Origin of the sequence: Arthrobacter sp. ISL-95 (genome assembly GCF_018613695.1) — a bacterium.
Taxonomy (GTDB): Bacteria; Actinomycetota; Actinomycetes; order Actinomycetales; family Micrococcaceae; genus Arthrobacter.
In genome coordinates this window covers 162958-187365 of sequence record NZ_JAGGPR010000009.1, presented here as the reverse complement: position 1 = coordinate 187365, position 24408 = coordinate 162958, and the positions used below count along the sequence as shown (strand labels likewise).

Genomic DNA, 24408 nt, shown 5'->3' with positions numbered 1-24408 from the left:
CTATCCACGGCCCGGGAGCAGTCCGGCACCGATCAGCTTCCGGCGCAGCCTCTCCGGGTTCTCGACGTCTGCCCGCAGCTTCTCGCTATACACGGCTTCCTCAGCTGTAGCACCGTTCCGTAATTCCAGAGTGGTGTATTTGGCCTTTCCGTCGAACTCACCCACAACACCCTTCCGACCCTCCGTGCCGGGCCACCAGAAATCGCTTCGGCCAATGAAGCCGTCTACGTCGCTGAAGTCGTGCTGTAGCTCGGGCTGTTCGAAGCCGAGAAACTGAAAGGCTGCCCTGCTGAAGGACTCTCGGGCAGATTCAGCCAAGGGAGATGCCCGTGACAACACTAATTCGGCGCGGCGCCTGGCAGCAGCGTGCGGGTGAGCCTGGACGGCCGCCGCTATATGGCCCATGTCCAGGAGGGTGGACTCCTGAGCCAACCTTCCCGTCTTCCAGAGCTTCCGGGCTACTCCGTCTGCCACCACCAGGGACTGGCTAAGGGTCGATGAGGTCGTCACGTCCAGGGCTGTATTCAAGAGTCCCGTACCCATGAATTCTCCGAGCCTTTCGGGCGAGGCCTCAGGATTCACGTGGTATCTCAGTGGAAAGCCTCGATCACTAAGGACATGGTGGGCGTCACTCGTAGCACTCACCACGGACAAAGTGGGCCTACGTCGTCCCGAGCAGCTTGCATTCGGCGCAACGCATTCCACATATGACGGGGTCCGCAGGATGGGTATCCCCATGGCGAAAGCAGCAGTTTCCCTGCAAAGCACGAGGCCTGGAATGGCTCTGGCAGCTGCGGCAACCGTTCAAGCGAAGCGAATCCACGGCTGGGCCGCCAGCCATCGGGATGTCTCCAGAAGCCGCGGCGAATTCTCACCAGCTTGCCCGCCATGAAGCTGCTGTGTATTGCATCCGTCCGGCTGCCGGAACGGAGAATCGCGGGGGGTTTCAACGAGGCCAGGTGGTATATCCATCACTTCACCTTGCCCCGGCGCAGGCCATTGTTCAGCCGCAGAACACCCTCATGTGCACAACCACGGCTGTGGAAGACCAGTGGCAGCAAGAGATCCCGCCCTAGCCCGCCACACGAGCCTTGCAACGGCCAGAGAAACGAACGAGGGCGGGATCCGCAAAAAAGCTAAAGGACCGGCAGTACCTCAAGTCCGCCAAGGTGCTTCTGCAGCGCCTTGGGAACGTTGACTGAGCCGTCCGGGTTCTGGTGGTGCTCAAGGATGGCAACGATCCACCGGGTGGTAGCCAGCGTACCGTTCAGCGTGGCAACGGCACGGGTTCCCTTGGCGACACCTTCGTCATTGACTACGCGTTCGCGGATGTTCAGGCGGCGTGCCTGGAACGTGGTGCAGTTGGAGGTGGAGGTGAGCTCGCGGTAGGCATTCTGGGTGGGAACCCAGGCTTCGCAGTCGAACTTGCGGGCCGCGGACATGCCCAGGTCGCCGGCGGCGGTGTCGATGACGCGGTAGGGAAGCTCGCACTTGGCCAGCATTTCCTCTTCCCAGGCCAGCAGGCGCTCGTGCTCGGCAGCTGCTTCCTCAACGGTGGTGTAGATGAACATCTCCACCTTGTTGAACTGGTGCACGCGGATGATGCCTCGGGTGTCCTTGCCGTGGGAGCCGGCCTCGCGGCGGTAGCAGGAGCTCTGGCCCGCGTAGCGGATGGGGCCTGCGGAAAGGTCCAGAATTTCGTCTGCATGGTAGCCGGCCAGGGCCACCTCCGAGGTTCCCACGAGGTAAAGGTCGTCTTCGGCGAGACGGTAGATCTCGGCGTCGTGCTTTACATCAAAGCCGGTGCCCTGCATGGTCTCGGGGCGCACCAAAGTGGGGGTGATCATGGGGACGAACCCGGCGTCGATGGCCTGCTCCATGGCCATCTGCAGCAGCGCCATTTCCAGCCGGGCACCAACGCCGCGGAGGAAGTAGAAGCGTGAGCCGGAAACCTTGGCCCCGCGTTCCATGTCGATCGCGCCAATCAGTTCACCGATTTCCAAGTGGTCCTTCGGTTCGAAGTCGGTGAATTCGCGCGGGGTACCAACGGTCTTGACCACAACGTAGTCGTCTTCGCCGCCCTCCGGCACGCCATCCACCACCAGGTTGGGGATGACGCGGAGCAGTTCTTCCTGCTTGGCTTGCGCAGCAGCGGCTTCAGCAGAAGCGGCCTTCACCGAGTTGGCCAGTTCCTTGACCTCCGCCAGCAGGGCCTGCTTTTCTTCGCCTTTGGCCTGCGCCACCTTCTTACCGAAGGCATTCTGCTCGGCGCGGAGGGTTTCGTGCCGGATCAGGGCAGCGCGGCGATCGGAGTCAGCGGAGATGATCGCGTCCACAACGGACTCGTCGGCGCCACGGGCGCGCTGGCTGGCACGGAACTTGTCCGGATTTTCGCTGAGGTCTTTTACGTCGATCACCAGACAAGAGTATTCGAATCTGCCGCGGATTTCCGGCCCGCAGCGGTCAATGTCCGTCCGCCCCGGGCGCGCGGCAAAGAGGGGACTGCCCAGGACGATAGTGTTGGAGCACCATGAGCGACTGGATCCTGTACCTGATTCTGGCTGGGGGCGTGGCTTTTGCCCTCTCCAGTTGGTGGGGTGTGCGCCGACTGAAAGCCCGCCACATCAGGAGCGCGGTCCGGGAGGACTCACACAAGCCCGGCCCCGGGGACCAGCGCGTGGCGGTCATTCTCAATCCGGTGAAGAATAACGCCGAAGAGACCCGCCAAGCCATCATCGACGCCTGCGATCTGGCCGGTTGGGACGCGCCCAAATTCTTTGAAACCACCGTGGAGGACCCCGGCTACGGTCAGTCGCGCCAAGCGCTGGCGTTCGGAGCCGACGTCGTTCTGGCGTGCGGCGGCGACGGTACAGTGCGCGTTGTGGCAGAGTCGCTGGCGCACAAGAACGTTGCCATGGGCCTCATCCCGCTGGGGACCGGAAACCTATTGGCCCGCAACGTGGATCTGGACGTTACCGACCTCGCGGACTGCATCCAGGTGGCACTGTTCGGCCACCAGCGTTACATCGACACCGCCACCATGGGCGTAAACAACGACATCACTGGCGAGTCCGCCCAACACACCTTCCTGGTCATCGCCGGCATGGGCTTGGACGCCGAGGTCCTTGGCGACACCAAGGAAGACCTCAAGAAGAGCGTCGGCTGGCTGGCCTACACAGAAGCCGGCGTCCGCCACCTTCCTGGTCGCCGCAAACGGGTCACCATCACCATGGACGACCAGCCGGAGCAGTCACGGAAGATCCGCAGCGTACTATTTGCCAACTGTGGCCTGATTCCCGGCGGCATCGACTTCATCCCGCAGGCCATGATCGACGACGGCATGCTGGACATTGTGGTGATGAGCCCCCGCAGTGCGTTCGGCTGGCTGGCCATGTACGTCAAGATTCTCTTCAAGCACAATGCCAACCTGCCGATGATGAGCTTCTACCGCTCCGGCAAGGTAACCATCCGCAGTCAGGAACCGATGCCTACACAGCTCGACGGCGACCCCTCGGGTGAGGCGACAACGGTCACGGTGCAAGTGGAACCAGCATCCCTGCTGGTGCGCGTTCCGAAAGCCAAAACCCTCTAGATAGCCCCGACGTCCGGTTGGGCAGCGTTCCTCTCGGCCTCTTCGGTAGCGGCCTTGGCGGCAGCGCGGGCCTCGGCCTGCTCTTTGATCATGGCTTGTTCTTCTTCAAAACGGAGCCGGTCCGCGCGATCAGCTTCGTCGCCATTCCAGTCGTCCTGGTTATCGGCTGCAGGCTTCGGATTGACGATCATGCCCTGGCCGTCATTGTCATCCCGGTGAACAGACATGACCGCTCCTTTCGTTGGTTCTTTCATCCATCGTTTATGGATCAAGCAAGCATACGCACAGAAGCATTCTTGCGAAAGGGCCGCCCTCCTGCCTGTGGACTGCGGGCTAGGAGCCCTTCAGGATTGAATCCACCCACGCGTGCGCCGAGGCAAATGCAGCGTCCGAAGTGTGCGGTGCAACCACGGCCGGCTGCTTGTCGGCGCGGGCATAGGAGCCCAGAAAACGGGTTGCCGGACTGATCCGATGAAGGCCGGCAAGCGCGTCAGCCACCCGCGAATCGGTCGCGTGCCCATCGGCATCGATGCTGAAGAAGTAGTGGCCCAGGTACTGACCGGTGGGGCGCGATTCAATGCGGCTAAGGTTCACGCCGCGGGAGGCGAATTGGTCCAGGATATCCATGAGCGCGCCCGGGTGGTCCTCCGGCAGCGGCACCACCACAGTGGTTTTATCCGCGCCGGTGCGGTCCGGGAGAAGGCCGGGCTTGCTCACCAGGATGAACCGGGTGACAGCCTCAGGGTTGTCGCCGATGTCCTCGGCCAGAACATTCAGGCCGGGTTGACCGGCAGCAACCAACGGGGCACAAATAGCCGCGTCATAAGGGGCGCCATCCTCCAGCAGGCCCATGGCGGACGCCGCCGTCGAGGATCCGGGGACGTAATCGGCGTGCGGGAGGTGCTCATCCACCCACAGACGGCATTGGGCCCAAGCATGGCCGTGGGTGGAGATCCGCTTGATGCTGGAAAGCTCGACGCCGGGCCTTGCCACCAGCACGAAGGTGATGGGAACAAGGGCCTCGCGGATGATCCGGAGTTCCTGTCCTGTGGCGATGGCGTCCAAGGTGGCAGTCACCCCGCCCTCCACCGAGTTCTCGATGGGCACCATGGCCGCATCAGCCTCCCCGGCCCGGACCCGATCCAGCGCTGTGTTGACGTTGGTGCACGGAATCCGGGTAGCCTCGGCAGCCCCTGGAACCTGCATGAGGGCTGACTCGGTGAAGGTTCCCTCAGGGCCAAGGAAGGTGTAGGTAACTGCCGGCATTCTAATATTCCTTGCTGGTTATATACGCAGGTTACAGAACCACCGGCTTGAGCCCGTTATCCGAAACCATCGGTTTCCCTGCCTCGAACCACATGTCCATGCCACCGGCCACATTTACGGCAGAGTAGCCCTGCCCGACGAGCCACTGGACAGCGCGGAAGGACCGGCCTCCGGTGCGGCAGATGACAAAGAGGTCGTCATCCGGATCGAGTTCGGCCAGACGCGCCGGCAGCTGGTCCATGGGGATGTGCAGTGCACCTTCAGCGTGCCCGGCCACCCACTCGTAATCCTCGCGGACGTCCAGAATGCTGGCGCCTGCCGGAATGTCGCCCACAGGCACGGTATCGAAGTCGCTCATGGCGTTCCCTTCCCATCGATTAAGTCCAGCATCCAGCCTAGTCCCCGAGGCGTGACACCGTAACTTCACGGGATGCCGCAACTTAACGGCACGCCCGCCCTTGCTTCCCGGCGTCAGGACGTTAAGACTGGGACGGAAGCGGCCCCGCCCTCGTCCTGTTAGGAGTACCCGAATGACCTCTGGGCAAGCAACCATTCTGGCGACGTCCGGCGGCTATAAGTCGGGGGATCGGACCAGGATCGAGTTCAACCACCTGATGCATTATGCCGTGGAGCTGTCCGGCGTCACGGGCCGGGCACCCCGAGTGACACACCTTGGCACGGCGTCCGGTGACCAGCGCTGGTGGGCTGCGGAAATGGACCAGGCAGCACGCATTGCAGGGTTCGATTTCAGCCACCTCAACCTCTTCACCATGCCCAACGTCGAGGACCCGGAGGCGCATCTCCTTGAGCAGGACGTTGTGTGGGTGAACGGCGGTTCGGTGGTGAACCTGCTGGCCGTGTGGCGGGCCCACGGGCTGGACGGAATCCTGCGGAAGGCATGGGAAAGCGGGGTGGTTCTGGCCGGCGTCTCCGCGGGTTCCATCTGCTGGTATCAGGGAGGTGTGACCGATTCCTTTGGCCCGGATCTCAAGCCCGTCACCAATGCGCTCGGCTTCCTCCCCTATGCCAACGGAGTCCACTACGACTCCGAGCTGCGGCGCGCACCGGCCATCCACAAGTTGGTGGCCAACGGCACGCTCGGTGAGACTCACTGCACGGACGACGGCGTCGGGTTGGTTTACCGCGGCACGGAACTTGTGGAGGTGGTGTCCGAGCTGAAGAACAAAGCTGCCTTCCGGGTGACGGCCGGTGCTGGCGAGAGCGTGGACGCTGTTGCTGTGGAGGAACGGTTGGAGCCACGTTTCCTTGGTTGATCCTTCCCTGCGTGAGGTTTCACGACTGACGGCTGTTGAACTCCGCAATGCGCTGGCTTCGGGCGAACTTTCAGCCCGCGAAGCCACCGACCATTTCCTGCAGGCAATCGATTCCCGGAACAAGCAGCTGGGCGCCTTTGTCACTGTCACAGCTGAACAGGCGCTCAAGGACGCAGAGGCCGCAGATGGGCTGCACGCGAGGCTGGTCCGTGAGCACAGACAAGACGAGCTCGGTTTCCTCCACGGCATGCCCATCGCCTTCAAGGACCTCACCGATGTGGCCGGTGTGCCCACTACGCACGGCAGCGCGGCGCTGGAGCACAAGCCCGCGCCGGAGGACGGTGCCCTCGCGGCAACGTTGAAGGGCCAGGGCGTCATCTCGCTGGGCAAGACCCAGGTTCCGGAATTTGGACTTACCGCCTACAGCGAGAACCGGGTGGCACCGCCGTCGCGCAATCCGCACGCCCTGGGGCGCAGCTCCGGCGGCTCGTCGGGTGGTAGCGCCGCGGCGGTGGCTGCGGGACTTGTTCCGTTTGCGCCAGGGACCGACGGCGGCGGCTCCATCAGGATTCCAGCAGGTGCGTGCGGACTGGTGGGATTGAAGCCGGGCCGCGGCGTGGTGCCGTCGGGCGCAAGCGCTGGGGACGCCGCCAAGCTGGTGGTTGCCGGGCCGCTCGCCCGGACCGCGGCGGACGCGGCGCTGCTGATGGACGCGCTGGTCCCCGGGGATCACGCGCCCGACGGCGGATACCTCGCCACTGTTGGGCGGACGCCGGAACCCCTGCGAATCGGCGTGAGCTTGGACAGTCCGTGGGCCGGCACTTACCCGTTCCAAGTCGACGAAGAAGCGATTGACGCCCTGGAGCTCGGGACGAAGCTGCTTGAGAAGGCCGGCCACAGCGTCTTCGAAGCAGGAATCCGCTACGACAACCGCTATCCCGAAGCCTTCACCACCGCCTGGACTGCCGGCGTCGGAAGTGCCCGGATAGCACCCCAGCGGGAAGCCTTGCTGACACCGTTGACCCGGACTTTCCGGCGTCGTGCGCAACAGCGGAGTGCCTCGAAAGTCAACGAAGCCCTGAGTTTCCTGCGGCAGTTCGAGCACGACACCGTGGCGCAGTACGCGGAGTGGGACCTGATCCTCATGCCCGCCCTGGCGCAGACCCCCAGGCCCATCGGCTGGTTTACCGGTGGCGGGCACAGCGGCGAGCTCTGGCCGAGTGAGTGGGCCGGCGACGCTGATGAGGACTACAAAAGGCAGTGCCAGTATGCGCCGTGGTCCTCCATGGTGAACGTGTGCGGGCTCCCGGCGATCAGCATTCCGGTACATACGACGCCGGGTGGCTTGCCGATGGGCGTTCAGCTGATTGGCAGGCCCGGATCTGAACTGTTGCTTCTCCAGCTTGCAGCCGTCCTCGAGACCCACTGAGACCCGCGTCTAACATATGGGAAGTGGTTGCCCCGGGCATTCATCGATGTGACAATGCCCGCAGTCAGTGCCAGCATTGAGAAAATGAGCACACCTCAAACCACGGCTGAGTCCGAAAAGCCAGCGGGCGATACGTCATTCTTCGGCCACCCAAAGATGTTGGCCAGCCTCTTCTCCGTGGAAATGTGGGAGCGTTTCTCCTTCTACGGCATGCAGGGAATCCTGCTCTACTACATGTACTTCACCGCCGAGCAGGGCGGTCTTTCCATTGACCAGGGGCTCGCTGCTGGTTTGGTGGGCGCGTACGGTGGTGGCGTTTACCTGTCGACGATCCTCGGCGCATGGCTCGCCGACCGTCTCTTCGGCTCCGAAAAGGTTCTGTTCGGCTCCGCCATCATGATCATGGCAGGACACATCGCCTTGGCGCTCCTGCCGGGCGTTCCCGGCTTGATCGCAGGATTGGTATTGGTTGGCATCGGCTCCGGCGGCCTGAAAGCCAACGCCACGGCATTGGTCGGCAGCCTCTACGGCGAGAAGGACGAGCGGCGTGACGCCGGCTTCTCCATCTTCTACATGGGCATCAACATCGGCGGCCTCATTGGACCGCTGGTCACCGGTTGGCTGCAGACGAGCTACGGCTTCCACGTAGGCTTTGGTGCCGCAGCCGTCGGCATGGCAATCGGCCTGGTCATCTACTCACTGGGCCGCAAGAGGCTACCCGAGGAAGCACACCGCGTTCCCAACCCGCTCCCGGCGAAGGACCGCACCAAGTATGGCCTGATCTTCCTGGCCATCCTGATCGTCATCGGCGTCCTGCTCGGAACAGGGACCGTCAACGCCAACAACCTGGCCCGGAGCATGGCCTACGCCGCAATCGGCGCCGCAGTGATCTACCTGTTCCTGATCTTCCGCAGCCCCTTGGTAACCGCCGTGGAGCGCAAGCGCGTAGTGGCCTTCATCCCCTTGTTCATAGCATCGGCCGGGTTCTGGGCACTGTTCCAGCAGCAGTTCACGTTCATTGCCGTGTACTCGCAGGAGAAGCTGGACCGCAACCTGTTCGGCTGGGAAATGCCGGCGGCCTGGGTCCAGTCCATCAACCCGGTGTTCATCATCATCTTCGCCGGCGTCATGGCTGCCCTCTGGACCAAGCTGGGTTCCAAGCAGCCGAGCTCCCCCTTGAAGTTCTCCGCGGGCCTGTTCATCATGGGCCTGGCATTCCTTGCGTTCATTCCGCTGGCCGGCGAGGGCAAGACTCCTTTGATGGCGCTGGTGGGCATCTTGTTCATGTTCACCTTGGCGGAACTGTTCCTCTCCCCCATCGGCCTGTCCGTGAGCACCAAGCTCGCCCCTGCCGCATTCCACACGCAGATGGTGGCGCTGTTCTTCCTGTCCGTCTCGCTCGGCACCACGCTGGCCGGCATCCTCGCGGGCCTCTACAACCCCGAGGATGAGCTCCCCTACTTCCTGGGGATCGGCGGCGTGGCAATTGTTCTGGCCCTTGGTCTGGCTGCGGCAACGCCTGCGATCAAGAAGCTGATGGGCGGCGTTCGCTAGCTTGCTCGGCTGACACACGCAAATAACGACGGCGACCCTTGCGTCCGGTGGGAATCCCACCTGACGCAAGGGTCGCCGTCGTACGCGTTCTAGTAGCCGAACGCGGTCTAGTAGCCGTAGCGGCTGCTGTTGGACGCGTTGATGCCGATAACAATAAAGATGATGAAGACCAGCGCCAGAGCCACGCCAAGGTAACCCATCACCAGCCCGGCGATCGCCATGCCCTTACCGGCGGGCTCGCGCTTCAAGGCGAGGTGGCCCAGGATCACGGCGGCGATCTGCGGGAGGATGAAGAACCCAAAACCAACGTAGACGGCGATGCCACAGCACATGCTGGCAATGCTCAGACCCTTGGGCTCGGCCTGCATGGCGTAGTAGGCGGGCTGGCCGTAGGGTGACTGCGGCTGACCATATGGCTGCTGGCCGTACGGCTGCTGGTTGAACGCCTGCTGCTGGTACGGGCTGGGCGGCTGACCGTAGGGCGAAGGGGGCTGCTGGCTGTAATCGCCCGGCGTGTACGGGTTCTGACCGTGCGCGCTCTGCTCGTAAGGCGGAAGCGGCTGGGTGGAGTTGGCGCCGTATTCGGGCGTGCCCTGCTCAGGTGCGCCCTGCTCAGGTGCGCTCTCAGGCGTACCCTGATGGGGAGTGCTCGACTCGGGCGCGCTGAATTGAGCGGGCGGGACGTACTGAGGCGGTTCGTAACCCGCAGGCTTGTCCTCGTTGTCCTTGGATGGCTGGTCTGACATAGGTATCCCCCTGGATGTGGTCTTTGGTCCCAACACTACCGCCGCCGGGGGTGCCATAGAAGGTGGCGGGCGTTCCGCGCGTGTGACAGCAACGCGAGGAGGGCCACATTCATGCATACGCATGGAATATTTTCGAGCCGGACTTGGTTTTCAGTAGTAGCGCTCCCAACAGCGCTCACAACGAAATCTGCGGGACCTGTCCCGCAAAGGAGGAATCATGGGTAACTTCGAAGGCAAAACCGCGCTCGTCACCGGCGGAGGTTCCGGCCTCGGGGAGGCAATCAGCAAGGACCTCGCGAAGAACGGCGTCAACGTTGTAGTTGTAGACCTCAACCTCGACGCCGCCACCCGCGTAGCCGGGCAAATCACGGCCGACGGCGGCAACGCAGTACCGTTCCAAGGCAACACAGCTGTGGCCGAGGACAGCAAGAAAGCGGTCGACTTCGCCGTGGAGAGCTACGGTGCGCTCAACTACGCCGTCAACAACGCCGGCATCGGCGGTGCCAGCGCTCCCGTTGGCGAAATCGACATCGAAGACTGGGACCGCGTCATCGCCATTAACTTGAGCGGCGTCCTCTACGGGATGCGCTACCAGGTCCCGGCCATCCTTGCCGCAGGCGCATCCGAGGGTGCCATCGTGAACATGGCATCGATTCACGGTGCTGTGGCCGCACCCGGCAACGCCGCCTACACCGCGGCCAAGCACGGTGTGGTGGGAATGACCAAGAATGCTGCTGCTGAATACGGTGCCCAGGGGCTTCGCGTCAATGCAGTGGGACCCGGCTACATCGACACCCCCTTGCTTTCGGCTGCTCCGAAGGAAGTTGTCAGCGGGCTCGAAGCGAAGCACCCGCTCGGCCGTCTGGGCACGGCGGAGGAAGTCGCCAACGTCACTACGTTCCTCCTCTCGGACAAGGCCAGCTTCATGACCGGCTCCTACGTGCTCGTCGATGGCGGCTACACCGCCGTCTAGCTCTTTAGCGTTTCGCTCCGCCCGGCCCTGCTGGTCCTTTGGGACTTCTGGCAGGGCGGGGCAATTTTCTTGGCTAGCAGCCCGGCTTGAACAAGGAGTGAATCTTTGCCGACCCGGCGGTTTTTTCGCGTGATTTCCTTTGCAAAAGCGGTGCCATTCGGCGTCACAGGGGCCGGATCCCGGACATTTCTGTCAGCTGGCGCCAGGGTCTGGCATGCTGGACCCCATGGCTAGCCGAGCGGGCACAGTTGCCCTTCCCCAGGACCTTGTTGACATCACAGCCCTGCTGGACGCGTATTTCGACGTAACTCCGGATGTGGGCGACCCTGCGCAGCGCGTGGCCTTCGGTACGTCCGGGCACCGCGGATCCAGCTTGAAAGCGTCCTTCAACGAGCCGCACATCCTCGCGATCACGCAGGCAATCGTCGAATACCGTGGCCGTCAGGGCATCACCGGGCCGCTGTTCATTGGACGCGACACCCACGCCCTCAGCGAGCCGGCACAGAACTCCGCACTGGAAGTACTAGCCGCGAATGGCGTGACCGTTCTGGTGGACGCCCGCCACGGCTACACCCCCACGCCGGCACTGAGCCACGCAATCCTCAAGTACAACCGCGAAGCCGCGCCGGGCACTCCCCAGGCCGACGGCATTGTCGTCACCCCCAGTCACAACCCTCCGGGCGACGGTGGCTTCAAATACAACCCTCCCCACGGCGGCCCGGCCGACACCGACGCCACGGGATGGATCGCTGACCGTGCCAACCAACTGCTGGAGAACGGCCTCCGAGGCGTCAAGCGCATGCCGCTGAACGATGCCCTTGCTGCCGACACCACCGGCAAGTTCGACTTCCTCAGCAGCTATGTGGATGACCTCCCTTCGGTGCTGAACCTTGAGGCGATCCGCAACGCCGATGTCCGCATCGGAGCGGATCCCATGGGCGGCGCATCCGTGGACTACTGGGGTGAAATCGGCGAGCGCCACCAGCTCAATCTCACGGTGGTGAACCCCACCGTTGACCCGCAGTGGGCTTTCATGACGCTCGACTGGGACGAGAAGATCCGCATGGATTGCTCGTCGCCGTCGGCTATGGCGTCCCTGATCAAGCGGATGGCCGCTGGTGCCGATGGCACCGCTGCCTACGACGTTGCTACCGGTAACGACGCCGACGCCGACCGCCACGGCATCGTCACACCAGATGGCGGGCTCATGAACCCGAACCACTACCTCGCTGTCGCCATCGATTACCTGTACAGGAACCGTAGCGGCTGGAATCCGGAGTCCGTGGTGGGCAAGACCTTGGTGTCTTCGTCGATCATCGACCGCGTTGCGGGCGGGCTCGGCCGGAAGCTGGTTGAGGTTCCCGTGGGCTTTAAGTGGTTCGTGCCCGGACTGTTGTCCGGCGAGGGTGCGTTCGGTGGCGAGGAATCGGCCGGCGCATCCTTCAACAAGCTCGACGGCAGCGTGTGGACCACGGACAAGGACGGCATCCTGCTCGCCCTGCTTGCCTCGGAGATCACCGCCGTCACGGGGTCTTCTCCTTCGCAGCTGTACAAGGGCCTGACCGACCAGTTCGGTGCACCCGTCTACGCCCGCATTGACGCTGCGGCCACCCGCGAGCAGAAGTCCAAGCTGGGCAAGCTCTCCGCCGCCGATGTCACCGCGACTTCCCTTGCCGGTGAAGAGATCACAGCCAAGCTAACGGAGGCTCCCGGCAACGGCGCGTCAATCGGCGGCTTGAAGGTTGTCACCCAGAACGCCTGGTTTGCGGCACGCCCGTCCGGCACCGAGGACGTCTACAAGATCTACGCCGAGTCCTTCAAGGGCGCGGACCACCTGGCGCAGGTGCAGCAAGAGGCCAAGGCACTGGTAGACGGGGTTATCGCGTAGCTTCCTCAGCGGCTCTGATTTCTCAGTGCCTCTGGTTCCTCAGGCTTTGGGCGTCCTGCGTCCAGAGCCTGAGGATGCGCCGGATGGTGTGGTCGCCTTCGGGAGCCATGTCCACCAGCGCAATCTGGTTAAGCACGACGACGCCTCCGGACTTTGGGCGCTTTCCATCGTGGTGGGAGATGTGCGGCCGGTAGTGGTCAAGGATGTAGTTGGGAGTGGCAATCCTGGCTCCAACGCTGATTGCCGCCTCCACGATTTCCTCGTGCAACCCCTGGAGCAAAGGGTTGTGCTCAATCAGGCTCACCGGGATGGATCCCATATGCCCGAAGCTCGCCTCTTCGCCCACCCGCAGCCGGGTACCAAGTGCACCTTTGACTGGCGCTTCGGCCAGGTCCGCAAGGACGTCGGCGACGTCGGCACTTACCTCAGCGCCGACGTCGAACCTTAAGAGCGTGATGTGCAGCGGCCAGTCGCTGCGCGGAAAAACCAGCCCCGGCGAGACGGGCTCCGTGAACGCCACCCAGATGAGGTTCCGCATAGGCATAGTTTGTCACCCGCCCCACCCGCCCGGCACAAACTGTCTCTCACATCCCGGGGCAAACGCCAACCGTCTCTCACATACCGGCCCTAAATCCCGATCCCTCTCTCACATGCTTACAGGTTCGGCCAAAGCGCGATTCAAGTATTCGGGCGGGCCCGAGCGGAAGTGATAGAACGATGGCCCCAAGCCCGAGTGATGTGAGAGAGCATTCGGCTGGTCGCGTCAGCGACGCAAAACGCCCGCCCACAGGAAGGTGAGCGGGCGTTTCTGCTGAGAAAAACTTAGACGGTGCGAACAACGTCGTCGTAAGCGAACTTCGGCTTGGCTTCGCCCCAGGCGTCCGGGCCGGGCTGGCCGATGTTGACCACCAGGAAGCTCTTCTGATCGCCGGCCGGGAAGAATTCGGCGTCGATTGCGGAGAAGTCGGCACCGGTCATCGGGCCGGCGGCGAAACCGAGCGAGCGCACGGCCAGGATGAAGTAGCCGGCCTGCAAATGAGCGTTGTTATTGCCCGTAGCAGCGGCGAAAGCGGGATCGGCGTCGTACATGGCCTTGGGCGCGCCGTACGCGGGGAGGAACTTATCCCACTGCCCCTGCCAGTCAGTGTCGTAGGACAGGATGGCCACCAGCGGTGCGGAAGCGGTTTTGGCCTTGTTGCCGTTGGAGAGGAAGTCCACCAGCTTGGCGCGGGCCTCGTCCGAGCGGACGTAGGTCACGCGGAGCGGCTGGGAGTTGAAGGCGGTGGGGCCGAACTTGGTGAGCTCGTAGATGGCGCGGGCTTGCTCGTCGGTGACCTCACCGGCGAAGCTGTTTGCGGTGCGGGCTTCGGCAAAAATGGCGTCGACTGCTGCGGCGTCAATGACTGCTTCTTCGTGGGCGATCGTCATTTAGTGAACCTTTCGCTGGGCCTGGCCCTGAGCTGGCCGGGCACTTCTGCTTTCCATGGTTGCAACTTCAACTTCCCTTGTCCTCTTCCCGTGACGGCCCGTGACGTTGGGCACAGCGCGAAAGTGGGTAGCATCATGCATACGAGCTGCCACCCGTTGGGGCGTTCAGCCGTGGGAATGACGACACCAGAAGGGGCCTGATGCCTACCTTTCCCCTAGCGGCCCGTCGGCGGGCGCTGGCTGTTCTTGCCATGGTTTTGGTGATGTTCCTGATGCCTACCGGGCAGGCTTGGGCCTCGGTTCAGGCGGATTCCCTTCAGCAGCAGCCCAGCCTCGAAGATCCTGGAGCACGGTTCTTTGGGGCCTTGCTGGACTGGGACCAGGATTCAGCAGCGGACTACGCCCAGCGACTCGGTGCGCCAGCGGCACTCTACGGCCAGAATGTTGCCCTGCCCTTGGAAGACGGTGGCCGCGAATACCTGAAGGGCTACTTCTCCCAGATCGCGGACCAAGGCTCGCATGCACTGCTCACGGTCCGCCCCGCGATTGGCCTGAAGGACATCAACGACGACGTCGCGTCCGCTTTTGCGCGTCAAATCACGACGGCGGCAGCTGGCTTCCGAGGGAAAGTGTTCGTCCGCTTCGCACCGGAAATGAACGCCCCGTGGGTCAGCTGGGGGCAGGAACCGGAAGCTTATCGGGCTGCTTTCGACAAAGTTGCTGCAGCGCTCAGGGCCACGCTCCCCGATCCAGTGATGGTTTGGTCTCCGACTGCGGAAAAGGACTACCCCTTCCAGGCAGCCACGTCCGCTCCTTCCAAGGGTGTGCCCTTGGCGTCGGTGGACACGAGCGGTAATGGCGTGTGGGATCAGGATGACTCGGCATTTGAGCCGTATTACCCGGGCGATGACGTGGTGGACTGGGTTGGATTGTCTGTCTATCACGACACCACGGGCGCCGGCGCGGCCAGCAACACCCTGCCCGCGGCGGGCGAATTCAATGACGCCCTGCATGCATCCGGCGGCGGGACCCTCAGTGGCGGGGCCGGAACCGACAATTTTTACAGCACCTACGTACAGGCCCGCAGTAAGCCCCTCTTGGTTGAAACCGGGGCTTTCTACTCGCCCGGAGCTGGCGGCGCCGCCGAGCTCGACGTCAAGGAAACGTGGTGGCACCAGGTTTTCGCCTCTGTCGCGGAGCCCGACAATGGGGCCGTCCGGGCAGTGGTCTGGAACGAAACCACCGATGTGCGCGAACCAGGCCGGGTGCCCATTGACTGGAGGGCCACTGCGGAGCCTTTCCTGGCGGACCCGTTCCGAACCTCTTTGGACACCTCCGGCCTCACCATTGGACCGGTCACTGAGAAGGGCTTGGAGAACGTGCCTGGCGTTGAGGCTCCCCAGCCGAAAACAGGAACCGTCATCCAGGGCTGGGCCGCGTGGGCTTCGGCCGGGTCTGTGCTGATTGCTGTTTCGGCGTTGTGGCTACTGTCCTCGAGGGCCTTCGCCAGAAAGTGGTCCTACACCGGTACGGGCAAGCGCGATGCGCGGATCGACATGCTCCGGGGCCTGGCAATCGTATTTGTGGTGGTCAACCACGTGGGCATCAACTCCGTGTTCCAACTGCTCAGCCAGGAGACCTTGGGGGTGGTCTCCGGCGCGGAACTGTTCGTCATGCTTTCCGGGGTTGTCCTGGGAATGGTTTACGGTCCCCGAATAGCAACCGACCTTGGTGATGTTGTGGACGGGACCACCAAGCGCGCCTGGAAGTTGTACTTCACAGCCCTGGCCGTGGTCCTGATCGTGTACGGGCTGAGCCTGCTTCCTTTCATCAATGCCGCAGCGGTCACAACCTTCACCGATCAAGGAACCGGCGGGGCAGGTCGCGCAGCTGCGGGCACTACGTACAACCTCTACGCCGGGATGGAGGGACTGCTGCAGTTCCCCGTGCCGCAAGGTCTCATCCCGGCTCTGCTCTTGTTGCAGGTTGGGCCTTGGCAGTTCAACATCATGGGACTTTACGTGGTCCTTCTGCTCATCAGCCCGCTGATCCTCGTGGCCCTGTCCCGCGGATTCACATGGTTGGTCCTTACGCTCAGTGTCGGCCTCTACATTGCAGGTTCGATCTTCCGCTTCCGTTTGCTGCCCTCGCAGTTCGAGGATTCCTTCCCGCTTCTCGTATGGCAGCTCCTGTTCGTTGTAGGGATGACCGCCGGGTTCTATCGGCGTCAGATCATTGAGTGGTTTGCCAACCCGCGCCAGCGACTGTTGCTGGCAGTGTGTATTTTCCTGGCTGCAGCCTGCGCCGTTTTCTCCTGGAGCGGCCCTTATTTGACCAACCAGCTGGACATCCGGCTCGCGCTGATCCCGGAGGCGACGTTCCGGTATGTCTACGACACCTTCTTCAGCCGGACCTACCTCGGCCCGGGGCGGGTGCTCAACGTCTTCCTCATCACCATCGCCTTGTACGCGTTGTTGAGCGCTTTCTGGAAGCCGCTGTCACGTGCCGTTGGATGGTTCTTCATACCTCTGGGCCAAGCCACGCTCTACGTGTTCATCATGCACGTGTTCTTCATTGTGGCCATCGCAAACATCCCCGTTTTGCGGGACGGCAACCTCTGGCTGAACACTGCCGTGTACATCGCGCTGCTCACCATTCTTTGGGTGATGGTGAAGTCCAAGTTCCTGTTCAGGTTGGTACCCCGCTAAGGGAGCGTTGCGTGGGCGCGTTTGGCGGTAATGTTGCACCGAATCTCAATACTCTTCTGAGGAAGGCCCCGCCATGAGCATGCTCGGCATCAAATGGAAGCTCCACGGCAACGGCAAGTCCATCCGCCCCGGCCATGTGGTGGCTCCCGACGAGCGGCTCGCCTGGCCCCTGACCATCGGCATCGGCATGCAGCATGTGGTTGCCATGTTCGGCGCCACGTTCCTGGTCCCCATCATCACGGGCATGCCCCCGGCAACCACCCTGCTCTTCTCGGGCATTGGCACCCTGCTCTTCCTGGTCATCACCAAGGGCCGGGTGCCCAGCTACCTTGGTTCGAGCTTCGCGTTCATCGCCCCTATCATGGCGTCCCAGCAGCAGTACGGCGTCAGTGGCGCCTTGGGCGGCGTGGTTCTTGCCGGCGTCGTACTGGCGCTTATTGGCGCTGTAGTCCAAAAGTTTGGCGCTGAATGGATCAACCGGCTCATGCCGCCGATCGTCACCGGCGCCATTGTGGCGCTGATCGGCCTGAACCTGGCGCCGGCCGCGAAGGCCAACTTCGATCTCGCTCCCGTTACCGCCCTGATCACCTTGGTCACGATCATCCTGGTTTCTGTTCTTTTCCGCGGAATTCTGGGCCGACTGAGCATCCTGGTGGGTGTTGTGGTGGGGTACGTCGTGGCGATGATGCGCGGCGAAGTGTCCTACGAAAAGATGGATGCCGCCGCTTGGGTTGGCCTGCCGCTGTTCCAGACGCCTGAATTCCACATCGGCGTAGTGGGCCTGTTCGTGCCGGTCGTCCTGGTGCTCGTTGCTGAGAACGTGGGGCACGTGAAGTCAGTGGCCGCGATGACAGGCCAGAACCTCGACGGCGTCTCCGGCCGCGCGCTGATGGCCGACGGCGCCGCGACCGTACTTGCCGGTTTCGGCGGCGGCTCCGGTACCACGACGTACGCGGAGAACATCGGCGTCATGGCTGCTACCAAGGTCTACTCGACGGCGGCCTACTGGGTGGCCGGTATCTTCGCCATCCTGCTGAGCTTCTCCCCGAAATTCGGCGAACTGATCGCCACCGTTCCGGCCGGTGTCCTGGGTGGCGCCGCGACCATGCTGTACGGCATGATCGGCGTGCTCGGCGTGAAAATCTGGGTGCAGAACAAGGTCAACTTCTCCAACCCGATCAACCTGACGACGGCCGCTGTTGCTCTGATCATCGGCATCGCGGACTACACCTGGACGATTGGCGAGCTGAAGTTCACGGGCATTGCCCTTGGTTCCGCCGCTGCCCTGGTGATTTACCACGGTATGAAGGGGCTGGCTCGCTGGCGCGGAACCGTCGCCGAGCCGGAAACCGAGACGGCGGGGCTGCCGCCTGCGGTGAAGTCGGCGATGAACGCTGCGGCTAAGAGGGGCGGGAAGAAGGGGAAGTAGGGGGCTTCAGTACACGATCACAGCTAGCCCAGATTTGAGGGTATTTGCGTTAACCGAACCAGCCCATCGGATCCTCACCAGGCGTCGCCGGCCACCTCCACGGCGCCCCCAAACCGGGTCTTAATGTACGCGATTCGTTTGCGCCCGCTGATCTTCCCTCTTCCATTCCTGGACCCGCTCCAACCACTCCCCAAGGAGGGCAGCCGTTAGCGCAGGTTGATCCAAGTGCGCGTTATGACCGGCACGGTCAAGGACTGCAACAGTGGCCTGCGGATAGCTACCTGCCAGGGCGAGCTGATCTTCATACCCCACCACATGATCCTGACGCCCGGCGAGGATCAGCGCCGGTCCTTGAAAGTTGGCGAAGCGATCTTCCGGTTCGGCACGGAGTGCGTAGTTGCTGGAGATCCGTTGGACCGCTGATTGATCGAAGACCCGGAACCCCGGCAGAGCTGCGTCCCGGAAACGACACCAATTCTCAGGGGATTGGACCACGGCCATGGCTTCATAGTCGGCAGCGTCCACGGGATCCAAGGCCGCCAACAGGGTCGGGTCTGTTTGGAGCACTGTTCGGGCAGGCACGGTTCGGGACCCATGATCCGCAACGACCACTGGGCATAGGAGCGCCAGGCCCAGTACTTGTTCCCCGAATTCGGCCACCAGGTGACGGGCGATCATGCCACCGAAGGAGTTGCCGAGGACTGCGAACCTTTCGTCAGCGAAAGTCGTCCGGGCAAAGGAGACGACTGCTTCGGCCACGGCATCCGCGCTGTCGATCTCGGGCCCTGCCGTGGATTGGCCCATGCCCGGCAAGTCCACGTACACCCGCCGCCAATGGCCGTGGGCATCGAACACGGGGTCGAGCTCCAGCAAAAGCCGATGATCGACGCAGAATCCGTGGATGATCAAAATTGGGGTTCCCGACCCGTAGTCAACATAATGCACCCTCGGACGCTAACACTGCTGGTGGCTGATCGAGGGCCGAACGTGACGTGTTCAGGACCCGTGGGCATCAGATTTCGGAAGAAAGCACTCACCGAGGGGCGAGCTCTCAGCAGCAACAACCCTCCATAGCCCCAAGAGCTAACCCCTCGGCGAGGGTTGGTGGAGAGCACTCATCGAGCGGACTTGCGGAGACACACAGCATCCTCGAGAGAGCGCTCTCTTGACGTACGTGACTTGCAGCACATACATTGGTCCCACATCCCAGAGAGCGCTCTCTCGCCCTAGGCGTACGGTCGCTCGAACACACAAAGGAGTGATCGTGGAGTTTTCGCGACTAAGGAAATTCACTGCCCTGGCCGGCGTAGCCTCTCTTGCCCTCGTGGCGGCAGGCTGCAGCGGTGGCGGCGATAAAGCGGCGAGCGCCGACAACCCCGTCACACTGACCGTGACGACGTTCGGCACCTTCGGATACGACGACCTGTATGCCGAATATGAGAAGCAGAACCCCGGCGTCACCATCGAGGCCACCAACATTGACCGCGGTTCCAACGCCAGGACCGATGCGTTCACCAAGCTGGCCGCAGGCTCCGGGCTCAGCGACGTCACGGCCATCGAGGAAGGCTGGCTCGGCTCCATCATGGAGGTCTCGGACCAGTTCGTGGACCTCAAGGAGCACGGCGCCGAAGACATCAAGAGCAACTGGGTGGACTGGAAGTACAAGCAGGGCACCGACCCCAACGGCCGCGTGATCGGTTACGGCACAGACATCGGACCGCAGGCATTGTGCTTCAACGGCAAACTCTTTGAAGCTGCCGGTCTGCCGAGTGATCGCGAAAAGGTGGCCGAACTGTTCGGCGGCAAGGACGCAAGCTGGGAAACGTACTTCAAGCTGGGCCGCCAGTACAAAGAGGCTACGGGCAAGGCCTGGTATGACCAGTCCGGCTTCGTGTGGAACTCCATGGTCAACCAGATGGACGAAGGTTACTACACCAAAGACGGCAAGCTGAACGTTGAGGGCAACAAGGAGATGCGGGCAAAGTTCGACATGCTCGCCGCCGGCACTGCTGATGGCCTGTCCTCCAACCAGACCCAGTTCGACTGGGGCAACGGCAAGGCATTCGTGGACGGTTCCTTCGCCACGCACGTTTGCCCGGCGTGGATGCTGGGCACTATCAAGGGCCAGCTTGAGTCAGCAGGCGGCGGAGCAGCAAGTGGCTGGGACGTAGCAGATGTCTTCCCCGGCGGTGCCTCCAACTGGGGCGGCGCTTTCCTCTCGGTCCCCAAGTCCTCCAAGCACCCCGCTGAAGCAGCCAAGCTGGCAGCATGGCTGACCGCACCTGAGCAGCAGATCAAGCAGTCCGCTGCGGCGAACAACTTCCCGAGCACCCTCGAAGCACAGGCAAAGATCGTGGAAGCAGCAAAGCCGAACGAACTGTTCAACAACGCTCCGTACGGCGCAATCTTTGAGTCACGCGCCGAGGGTGTCACCGCCCAGTTCAAGGGTCCGGATGACTCTGTGATCCAGGAGAACGTGTTCGGTCCCGCCCTCAAGATGCTCGATTCGGGCAAGGGCACCGCCGATGAAGCCTGGAATGAAGCCGTCAAGCTCCTCAACGACCTCGTGGTCAACAACTAGCAGCACCCGGCCGTGGGGCCTCCGGGAAACCGGAGGCCCCCTCACAGAGTCTGAGACCCGACCATGACCACCACATTGAACCGCCCGGCTGCCGATAGAACGGCCGCCACCAAACCGAAACCGACGTTCCGCCAGCGCCTCAACGTCTTCGACATGAAGGCGTCCCCGTACTTCTACATTGCCCCGTTCTTCATCCTGTTTGCCCTGGTGGGCCTCTTTCCCCTGGGCTATACGTTCTTCGTCTCGCTCTTCGACTGGCACCTGCTCAAAGGCCAGGGCGAGTTCGTGGGATTCCAGAACTTCGCCGAGGTTCTTCAGGACAGGTTTTTCTGGAACTCCCTGTTCAACACCGTCAGCATTTTCCTGATCTCCACCATTCCCCAGCTGATCATGGCCACCATCATCGCCGCGGTGCTGGATCAGAACCTCCGCGCCAAGACCTTCTGGCGCATGAGCATCCTGCTCCCCTACGTTGTCACTCCCGTGGCTGTCGCCATGATCTTCACCAACATGTTCGGCGAGCAGTACGGGCTCATCAACAACATCCTGTCCAGCTTCGGCATCGACCCCATTATGTGGAAGAACGACACCCTTCCCAGCCACATCGCCATCGCCACCATGGTGAACTGGCGCTGGACCGGCTACAACGCCCTGATCCTTCTGGCCGCCATGCAGTCGGTGCCGCGCGATATCTACGAGTCCGCAGCAATCGACGGCGCCGGGTCCTTCCGCCGCTTTTTCAGCATCACGCTGCCGAGCATCCGGCCCACCATGGTGTTCGTCATTGTCACCGCGACCATTGGCGGGCTGCAGATCTTCACTGAGCCCCGGCTTTTCGATCCTGTGGCGGCGGGCGGAACGGCGCGCCAGTTCCAGACCACCGTGCTGTACCTGTGGGAGATGGCTTTCCAGCGGCAGAACTTCGGCAAGGCTTCCACCATCGCCTGGCTCCTGTTCCTGATCATCCTGCTCTTCGGCATCGTGAACTGGCTGATCTCGCGCCGTATCGCCACCAACGGCGACGATCGCGGCACAGCCAGCCGCCGCCGTCGTAAGCGGTCTTTGGCTGCGAACGCAAAAGCTGACGACGCCGGCCTCGCCGCCCAGGCGGTAACGGCACCAGACTCGACCCCGAGGAGCGGGAAATGACCCTCACGCAAAACCGGCCACAAGCACCGGCACCTCAGCAGACCTCCCGGGCCCTGGCCACACGGAAAGCACTCTTTGGCAACGGCCGGCGTCCCGGATTCCTCACCTACGGGTTGCTGCTGGTGTTCTTCCTGGCCTCGGCCTACCCGCTGTGGTGGTCCGTGATCATCGGCAGCCGCTCCAACGAGGCCCTCGGCGAAACCTGGCCGCCGCTGTTCCCGGGCGGAAACTTCTGGACCAACGTTGGGGAAGTATTCGACACCGTTCCGTTCTGGCTCGCGCTCGGCAACAGCGTCCTGATCTCGGGCATCATCACCATTTCCGTGGTGGGGTTCTCCACCCTGGCCGGGTATGCGTTCGCCAAGCTGCGCTTCCGCGGCCGCAACTGGCTGATGGTGGCCGTAATCGCCACCATGGCCATCCCCACGCAACTGGGCATCATTCCCTTGTTCATGCTGATGCGCACGCTGGGCTGGACGGGTGAGATCGGCGCCGTCGTGATCCCTACTCTTGTCACAGCGTTCGGTGTCTTCTTCATGCGCCAGTACTTGGTGGACGTGATCCCGGACGAGCTGATCGAGTCGGCGCGCATGGACGGTGCGTCCATGATCTCCACGTTCTGGCATGTGGCACTGCCCGCGGCGCGTCCGGCCATGGCAATCCTGGGCCTGTTCACGTTCATGACGGCATGGACTGATTTCCTGTGGCCCCTGCTGGTGCTCGACGCCGGCAACCCCACCTTGCAAACGGCGCTCAGCCAACTGCAGTCGGCCCGGTACGTGGACTACTCCATTGTCCTGGCCGGCGCCGTCATGGCAACACTTCCGCTGCTGGCCCTCTTTGTCCTGGCGGGACGTCAACTCATTTCCGGAATCATGCAAGGAGCAGTGAAGGGCTAATGCCATTCGAAGCAACAACTCACCCAGCGATCACCCCCTTTAACAGGGTGTGGCCCAAGGGCTTCCTTTGGGGCTCGGCTACCGCCGCAGCACAGGTGGAAGGCGCCAGCCACGAGGGCGGCAAGGAAGATTCGGTGTGGGATGCTTTCGCCCGCGTCCCGGGTGCAATTGCCAACGGTGAGACGCTGAAGGACGCGGTACAGCACTATCACCGCATGCCCCAGGACGTCAGAATCATGAAGGAGCTGGGCCTGGATTCGTACCGGTTCTCCACCAGCTGGTCGCGCGTCCGTCCCGGGGGTCGGGCCGCGAACGCCGAGGGCTTGGACTTTTACTCACGTTTGGTGGATGAACTGCTCGACGCCGGCATCCTCCCCTGGCTGACCCTTTACCACTGGGACCTGCCGCAAGCGCTGGAGGAGAAGGGCGGCTGGGCCAACCGGGACACCGCCTACCGCTTCGTGGACTACGCGAACGACGTCTATTCGGCACTGGGTGACAGGGTTCAGCACTGGACCACATTCAACGAACCCTTCTGCTCGTCGCTCCTTGGCTATGCAGCCGGCGTACATGCTCCAGGCCGTCAGGAACCGGAAGCTGCCGTCGCAGCAATCCATCACCAGCACCTCGCGCATGGTCTGGTGGTCAACGAGCTGCGGAGCCGCGGCGCCCAACAGTTGGGGATCACGCTGAACCTCAGCAACTCCATCCCGCGGGATCCTTCCGACCCCGTGGACCTTGATGCCGCCCGCCGCTTTGATTCGCTGCAGAACAGGATCTTCCTCGATCCAATCCTCCGCGGCGCTTACCCTGAGGACACCCTGAACGACCTTGAGCAGTTCGGCATCCGGGATGTCATCAAGCCCGGCGATCTGGACATCATCGGTACTCCCATCGATTTCCTGGGCGTCAACCACTACCACGATGACCTCATCAGCGGTCACCCCAGTGCTGAACACGGCGACGGCCACTCGGGCGGTGCAACCCGCCCGACGTCGTCGTGCTGGATCGGTTCCGAGGACATCGCGTTCCCGAGCCGCGGCCTGCCGCGCACTGCCATGAACTGGGAGGTGAACCCGGATGGGCTGCGGCAGCTCCTGGTGCGCCTTGGTGAGGAATACCCCACCCTGCCGCCGCTCTACATCACCGAAAACGGTGCAGCTTACGACGACGTCGTCAGTCCTGATGGCGCAGTCCACGACGCCGAGCGGACCCAGTTCGTCCTGGACCACATCACAGCCGTGGGTGACGCACTGGACCAAGGCGCCGATGTGCGGGGCTACTTTGTGTGGTCACTCCTGGACAACTTTGAGTGGTCTTGGGGGTATGGCAAGCGCTTCGGGGTGGTTCGCGTGGACTACGACACCTTTGAACGCACGGTGAAGGACAGCGGACTGGCATATTCCCGGGTCATCGCCTCGGCCAAGGCAGCGGCTGACGCCACAGTGAACGCCTAAAGTAGCCTTCAGAGGCTTACTTTTCTTACGTTCCG

General features: G+C 62.7%; 21 protein-coding genes. 12 read left to right on the top strand and 9 right to left on the bottom strand.

What is annotated here, in order from left to right; translation table 11 throughout:
* Together J7I86_RS22905 and serS are read right to left on the bottom strand one after the other, a co-directional pair.
* Complete coding sequence (locus tag J7I86_RS22905) at nt 1–543, bottom strand: hypothetical protein (RefSeq protein WP_286179801.1); 543 nt, start codon at nt 541–543, stop codon at nt 1–3.
* Nucleotides 544–1136: 593 nt separating this feature from the next.
* Complete coding sequence (gene serS / locus J7I86_RS14810) at nt 1137–2417, bottom strand: serine--tRNA ligase (protein ID WP_214821006.1); 1281 nt, start codon at nt 2415–2417, stop codon at nt 1137–1139.
* A 113-nt stretch (nt 2418–2530) separates the two neighbouring features.
* On the opposite strand from serS, the gene J7I86_RS14805 reads away from it, so the two are divergent.
* Nucleotides 2531–3592 carry a diacylglycerol kinase family protein gene (locus tag J7I86_RS14805; RefSeq protein WP_214821005.1) on the top strand — a complete coding sequence of 354 codons (1062 nt, stop codon included), beginning with the start codon at nt 2531–2533 and terminating at the stop codon, nt 3590–3592.
* Here the strand turns inward: J7I86_RS14805 and J7I86_RS14800 are convergent.
* The 3 genes from J7I86_RS14800 to J7I86_RS14790 all read right to left on the bottom strand — a co-directional run bounded on the left by J7I86_RS14800 (nt 3589) and on the right by J7I86_RS14790 (nt 5216).
* Nucleotides 3589–3819 (bottom strand): hypothetical protein, encoded by a 231-nt coding sequence (locus tag J7I86_RS14800; RefSeq protein ID WP_214821003.1) that lies wholly within the window; start codon nt 3817–3819, stop codon nt 3589–3591. The genes J7I86_RS14805 and J7I86_RS14800 overlap by 4 nt on opposite strands.
* A gap of 106 nt (nt 3820–3925) precedes the next feature.
* On the bottom strand, nt 3926–4858 hold the full coding sequence (gene pheA, locus J7I86_RS14795) for a prephenate dehydratase (protein WP_214821002.1): 933 nt from the start codon (nt 4856–4858) through the stop codon (nt 3926–3928).
* A 31-nt stretch (nt 4859–4889) separates the two neighbouring features.
* A complete protein-coding gene (locus J7I86_RS14790; protein ID WP_214821001.1) occupies nt 4890–5216 on the bottom strand; it encodes a rhodanese-like domain-containing protein in 327 nt (108 codons plus the stop codon).
* 172 nt (nt 5217–5388) lie between these two features.
* On the opposite strand from J7I86_RS14790, the gene J7I86_RS14785 reads away from it, so the two are divergent.
* From J7I86_RS14785 to J7I86_RS14775, 3 genes are read left to right on the top strand one after another with little or no spacing between them, the layout of a single operon-like run.
* Complete coding sequence (locus J7I86_RS14785; protein ID WP_214821000.1) at nt 5389–6132, top strand: peptidase E; 744 nt, start codon at nt 5389–5391, stop codon at nt 6130–6132.
* On the top strand, nt 6125–7561 hold the full coding sequence (locus J7I86_RS14780; RefSeq protein WP_214820999.1) for an amidase: 1437 nt from the start codon (nt 6125–6127) through the stop codon (nt 7559–7561). The genes J7I86_RS14785 and J7I86_RS14780 overlap by 8 nt, the downstream gene beginning before the upstream one ends.
* A 54-nt stretch (nt 7562–7615) precedes the next feature.
* The gene (locus tag J7I86_RS14775) at nt 7616–9115 is read left to right on the top strand and encodes a peptide MFS transporter (protein WP_214820998.1); all 1500 of its coding nucleotides are present in this window, start codon (nt 7616–7618) and stop codon (nt 9113–9115) included.
* 107 nt (nt 9116–9222) lie between these two features.
* Here the strand turns inward: J7I86_RS14775 and J7I86_RS14770 are convergent, their stop codons facing one another.
* Nucleotides 9223–9861 (bottom strand): DUF4190 domain-containing protein, encoded by a 639-nt coding sequence (locus tag J7I86_RS14770; protein ID WP_214820997.1) that lies wholly within the window; start codon nt 9859–9861, stop codon nt 9223–9225.
* 217 nt (nt 9862–10078) lie between these two features.
* Here J7I86_RS14770 and J7I86_RS14765 point away from each other — a divergent pair, with 217 nt between their 5' ends.
* Nucleotides 10079–10834: an SDR family NAD(P)-dependent oxidoreductase gene (locus J7I86_RS14765; protein WP_214820996.1), complete on the top strand. Its 756-nt coding sequence runs from the start codon at nt 10079–10081 to the stop codon at nt 10832–10834.
* A gap of 226 nt (nt 10835–11060) precedes the next feature.
* Nucleotides 11061–12722 carry a phosphoglucomutase (alpha-D-glucose-1,6-bisphosphate-dependent) gene (pgm, locus tag J7I86_RS14760; RefSeq protein WP_286179800.1) on the top strand — a complete coding sequence of 554 codons (1662 nt, stop codon included), beginning with the start codon at nt 11061–11063 and terminating at the stop codon, nt 12720–12722.
* Nucleotides 12723–12744: 22 nt separating this feature from the next.
* On the opposite strand, the gene J7I86_RS14755 is transcribed toward pgm, so the two are convergent.
* Nucleotides 12745–13260 carry a 2'-5' RNA ligase family protein gene (locus J7I86_RS14755; protein WP_214820992.1) on the bottom strand — a complete coding sequence of 172 codons (516 nt, stop codon included), beginning with the start codon at nt 13258–13260 and terminating at the stop codon, nt 12745–12747.
* Between the two features lie 284 nt (nt 13261–13544).
* Nucleotides 13545–14150, bottom strand: coding sequence for a malonic semialdehyde reductase (locus J7I86_RS14750; protein ID WP_214820991.1), 606 nt, complete (start codon nt 14148–14150; stop codon nt 13545–13547).
* Nucleotides 14151–14350: 200 nt separating this feature from the next.
* Between J7I86_RS14750 and opgC the strand changes: the two genes are divergently transcribed.
* The gene (opgC, locus tag J7I86_RS14745; protein ID WP_214820989.1) at nt 14351–16858 is read left to right on the top strand and encodes an OpgC domain-containing protein; all 2508 of its coding nucleotides are present in this window, start codon (nt 14351–14353) and stop codon (nt 16856–16858) included.
* A 73-nt stretch (nt 16859–16931) separates the two neighbouring features.
* Nucleotides 16932–18287 carry a uracil-xanthine permease family protein gene (locus tag J7I86_RS14740; RefSeq protein ID WP_214820987.1) on the top strand — a complete coding sequence of 452 codons (1356 nt, stop codon included), beginning with the start codon at nt 16932–16934 and terminating at the stop codon, nt 18285–18287.
* A gap of 120 nt (nt 18288–18407) precedes the next feature.
* On the opposite strand, the gene J7I86_RS14735 is transcribed toward J7I86_RS14740, so the two are convergent.
* On the bottom strand, nt 18408–19232 hold the full coding sequence (locus tag J7I86_RS14735) for an alpha/beta fold hydrolase (protein ID WP_214820985.1): 825 nt from the start codon (nt 19230–19232) through the stop codon (nt 18408–18410).
* Between the two features lie 319 nt (nt 19233–19551).
* On the opposite strand from J7I86_RS14735, the gene J7I86_RS14730 reads away from it, so the two are divergent.
* From J7I86_RS14730 to J7I86_RS14715, 4 genes are all read left to right on the top strand, one after another.
* On the top strand, nt 19552–20868 hold the full coding sequence (locus J7I86_RS14730; RefSeq protein WP_214820983.1) for an ABC transporter substrate-binding protein: 1317 nt from the start codon (nt 19552–19554) through the stop codon (nt 20866–20868).
* Nucleotides 20869–20931: 63 nt separating this feature from the next.
* Nucleotides 20932–22017: a carbohydrate ABC transporter permease gene (locus tag J7I86_RS14725; protein WP_214820981.1), complete on the top strand. Its 1086-nt coding sequence runs from the start codon at nt 20932–20934 to the stop codon at nt 22015–22017.
* The gene (locus J7I86_RS14720; RefSeq protein WP_214820979.1) at nt 22014–22916 is read left to right on the top strand and encodes a carbohydrate ABC transporter permease; all 903 of its coding nucleotides are present in this window, start codon (nt 22014–22016) and stop codon (nt 22914–22916) included. Before J7I86_RS14725 ends, J7I86_RS14720 begins: the two co-directional genes overlap by 4 nt.
* Entirely contained in the window at nt 22916–24373 is a 1458-nt protein-coding gene (locus J7I86_RS14715) for a GH1 family beta-glucosidase (RefSeq protein WP_214820978.1), read from the top strand. Before J7I86_RS14720 ends, J7I86_RS14715 begins: the two co-directional genes overlap by 1 nt.
* The last annotated feature ends 35 nt before the right edge of the window (nt 24374–24408 follow it).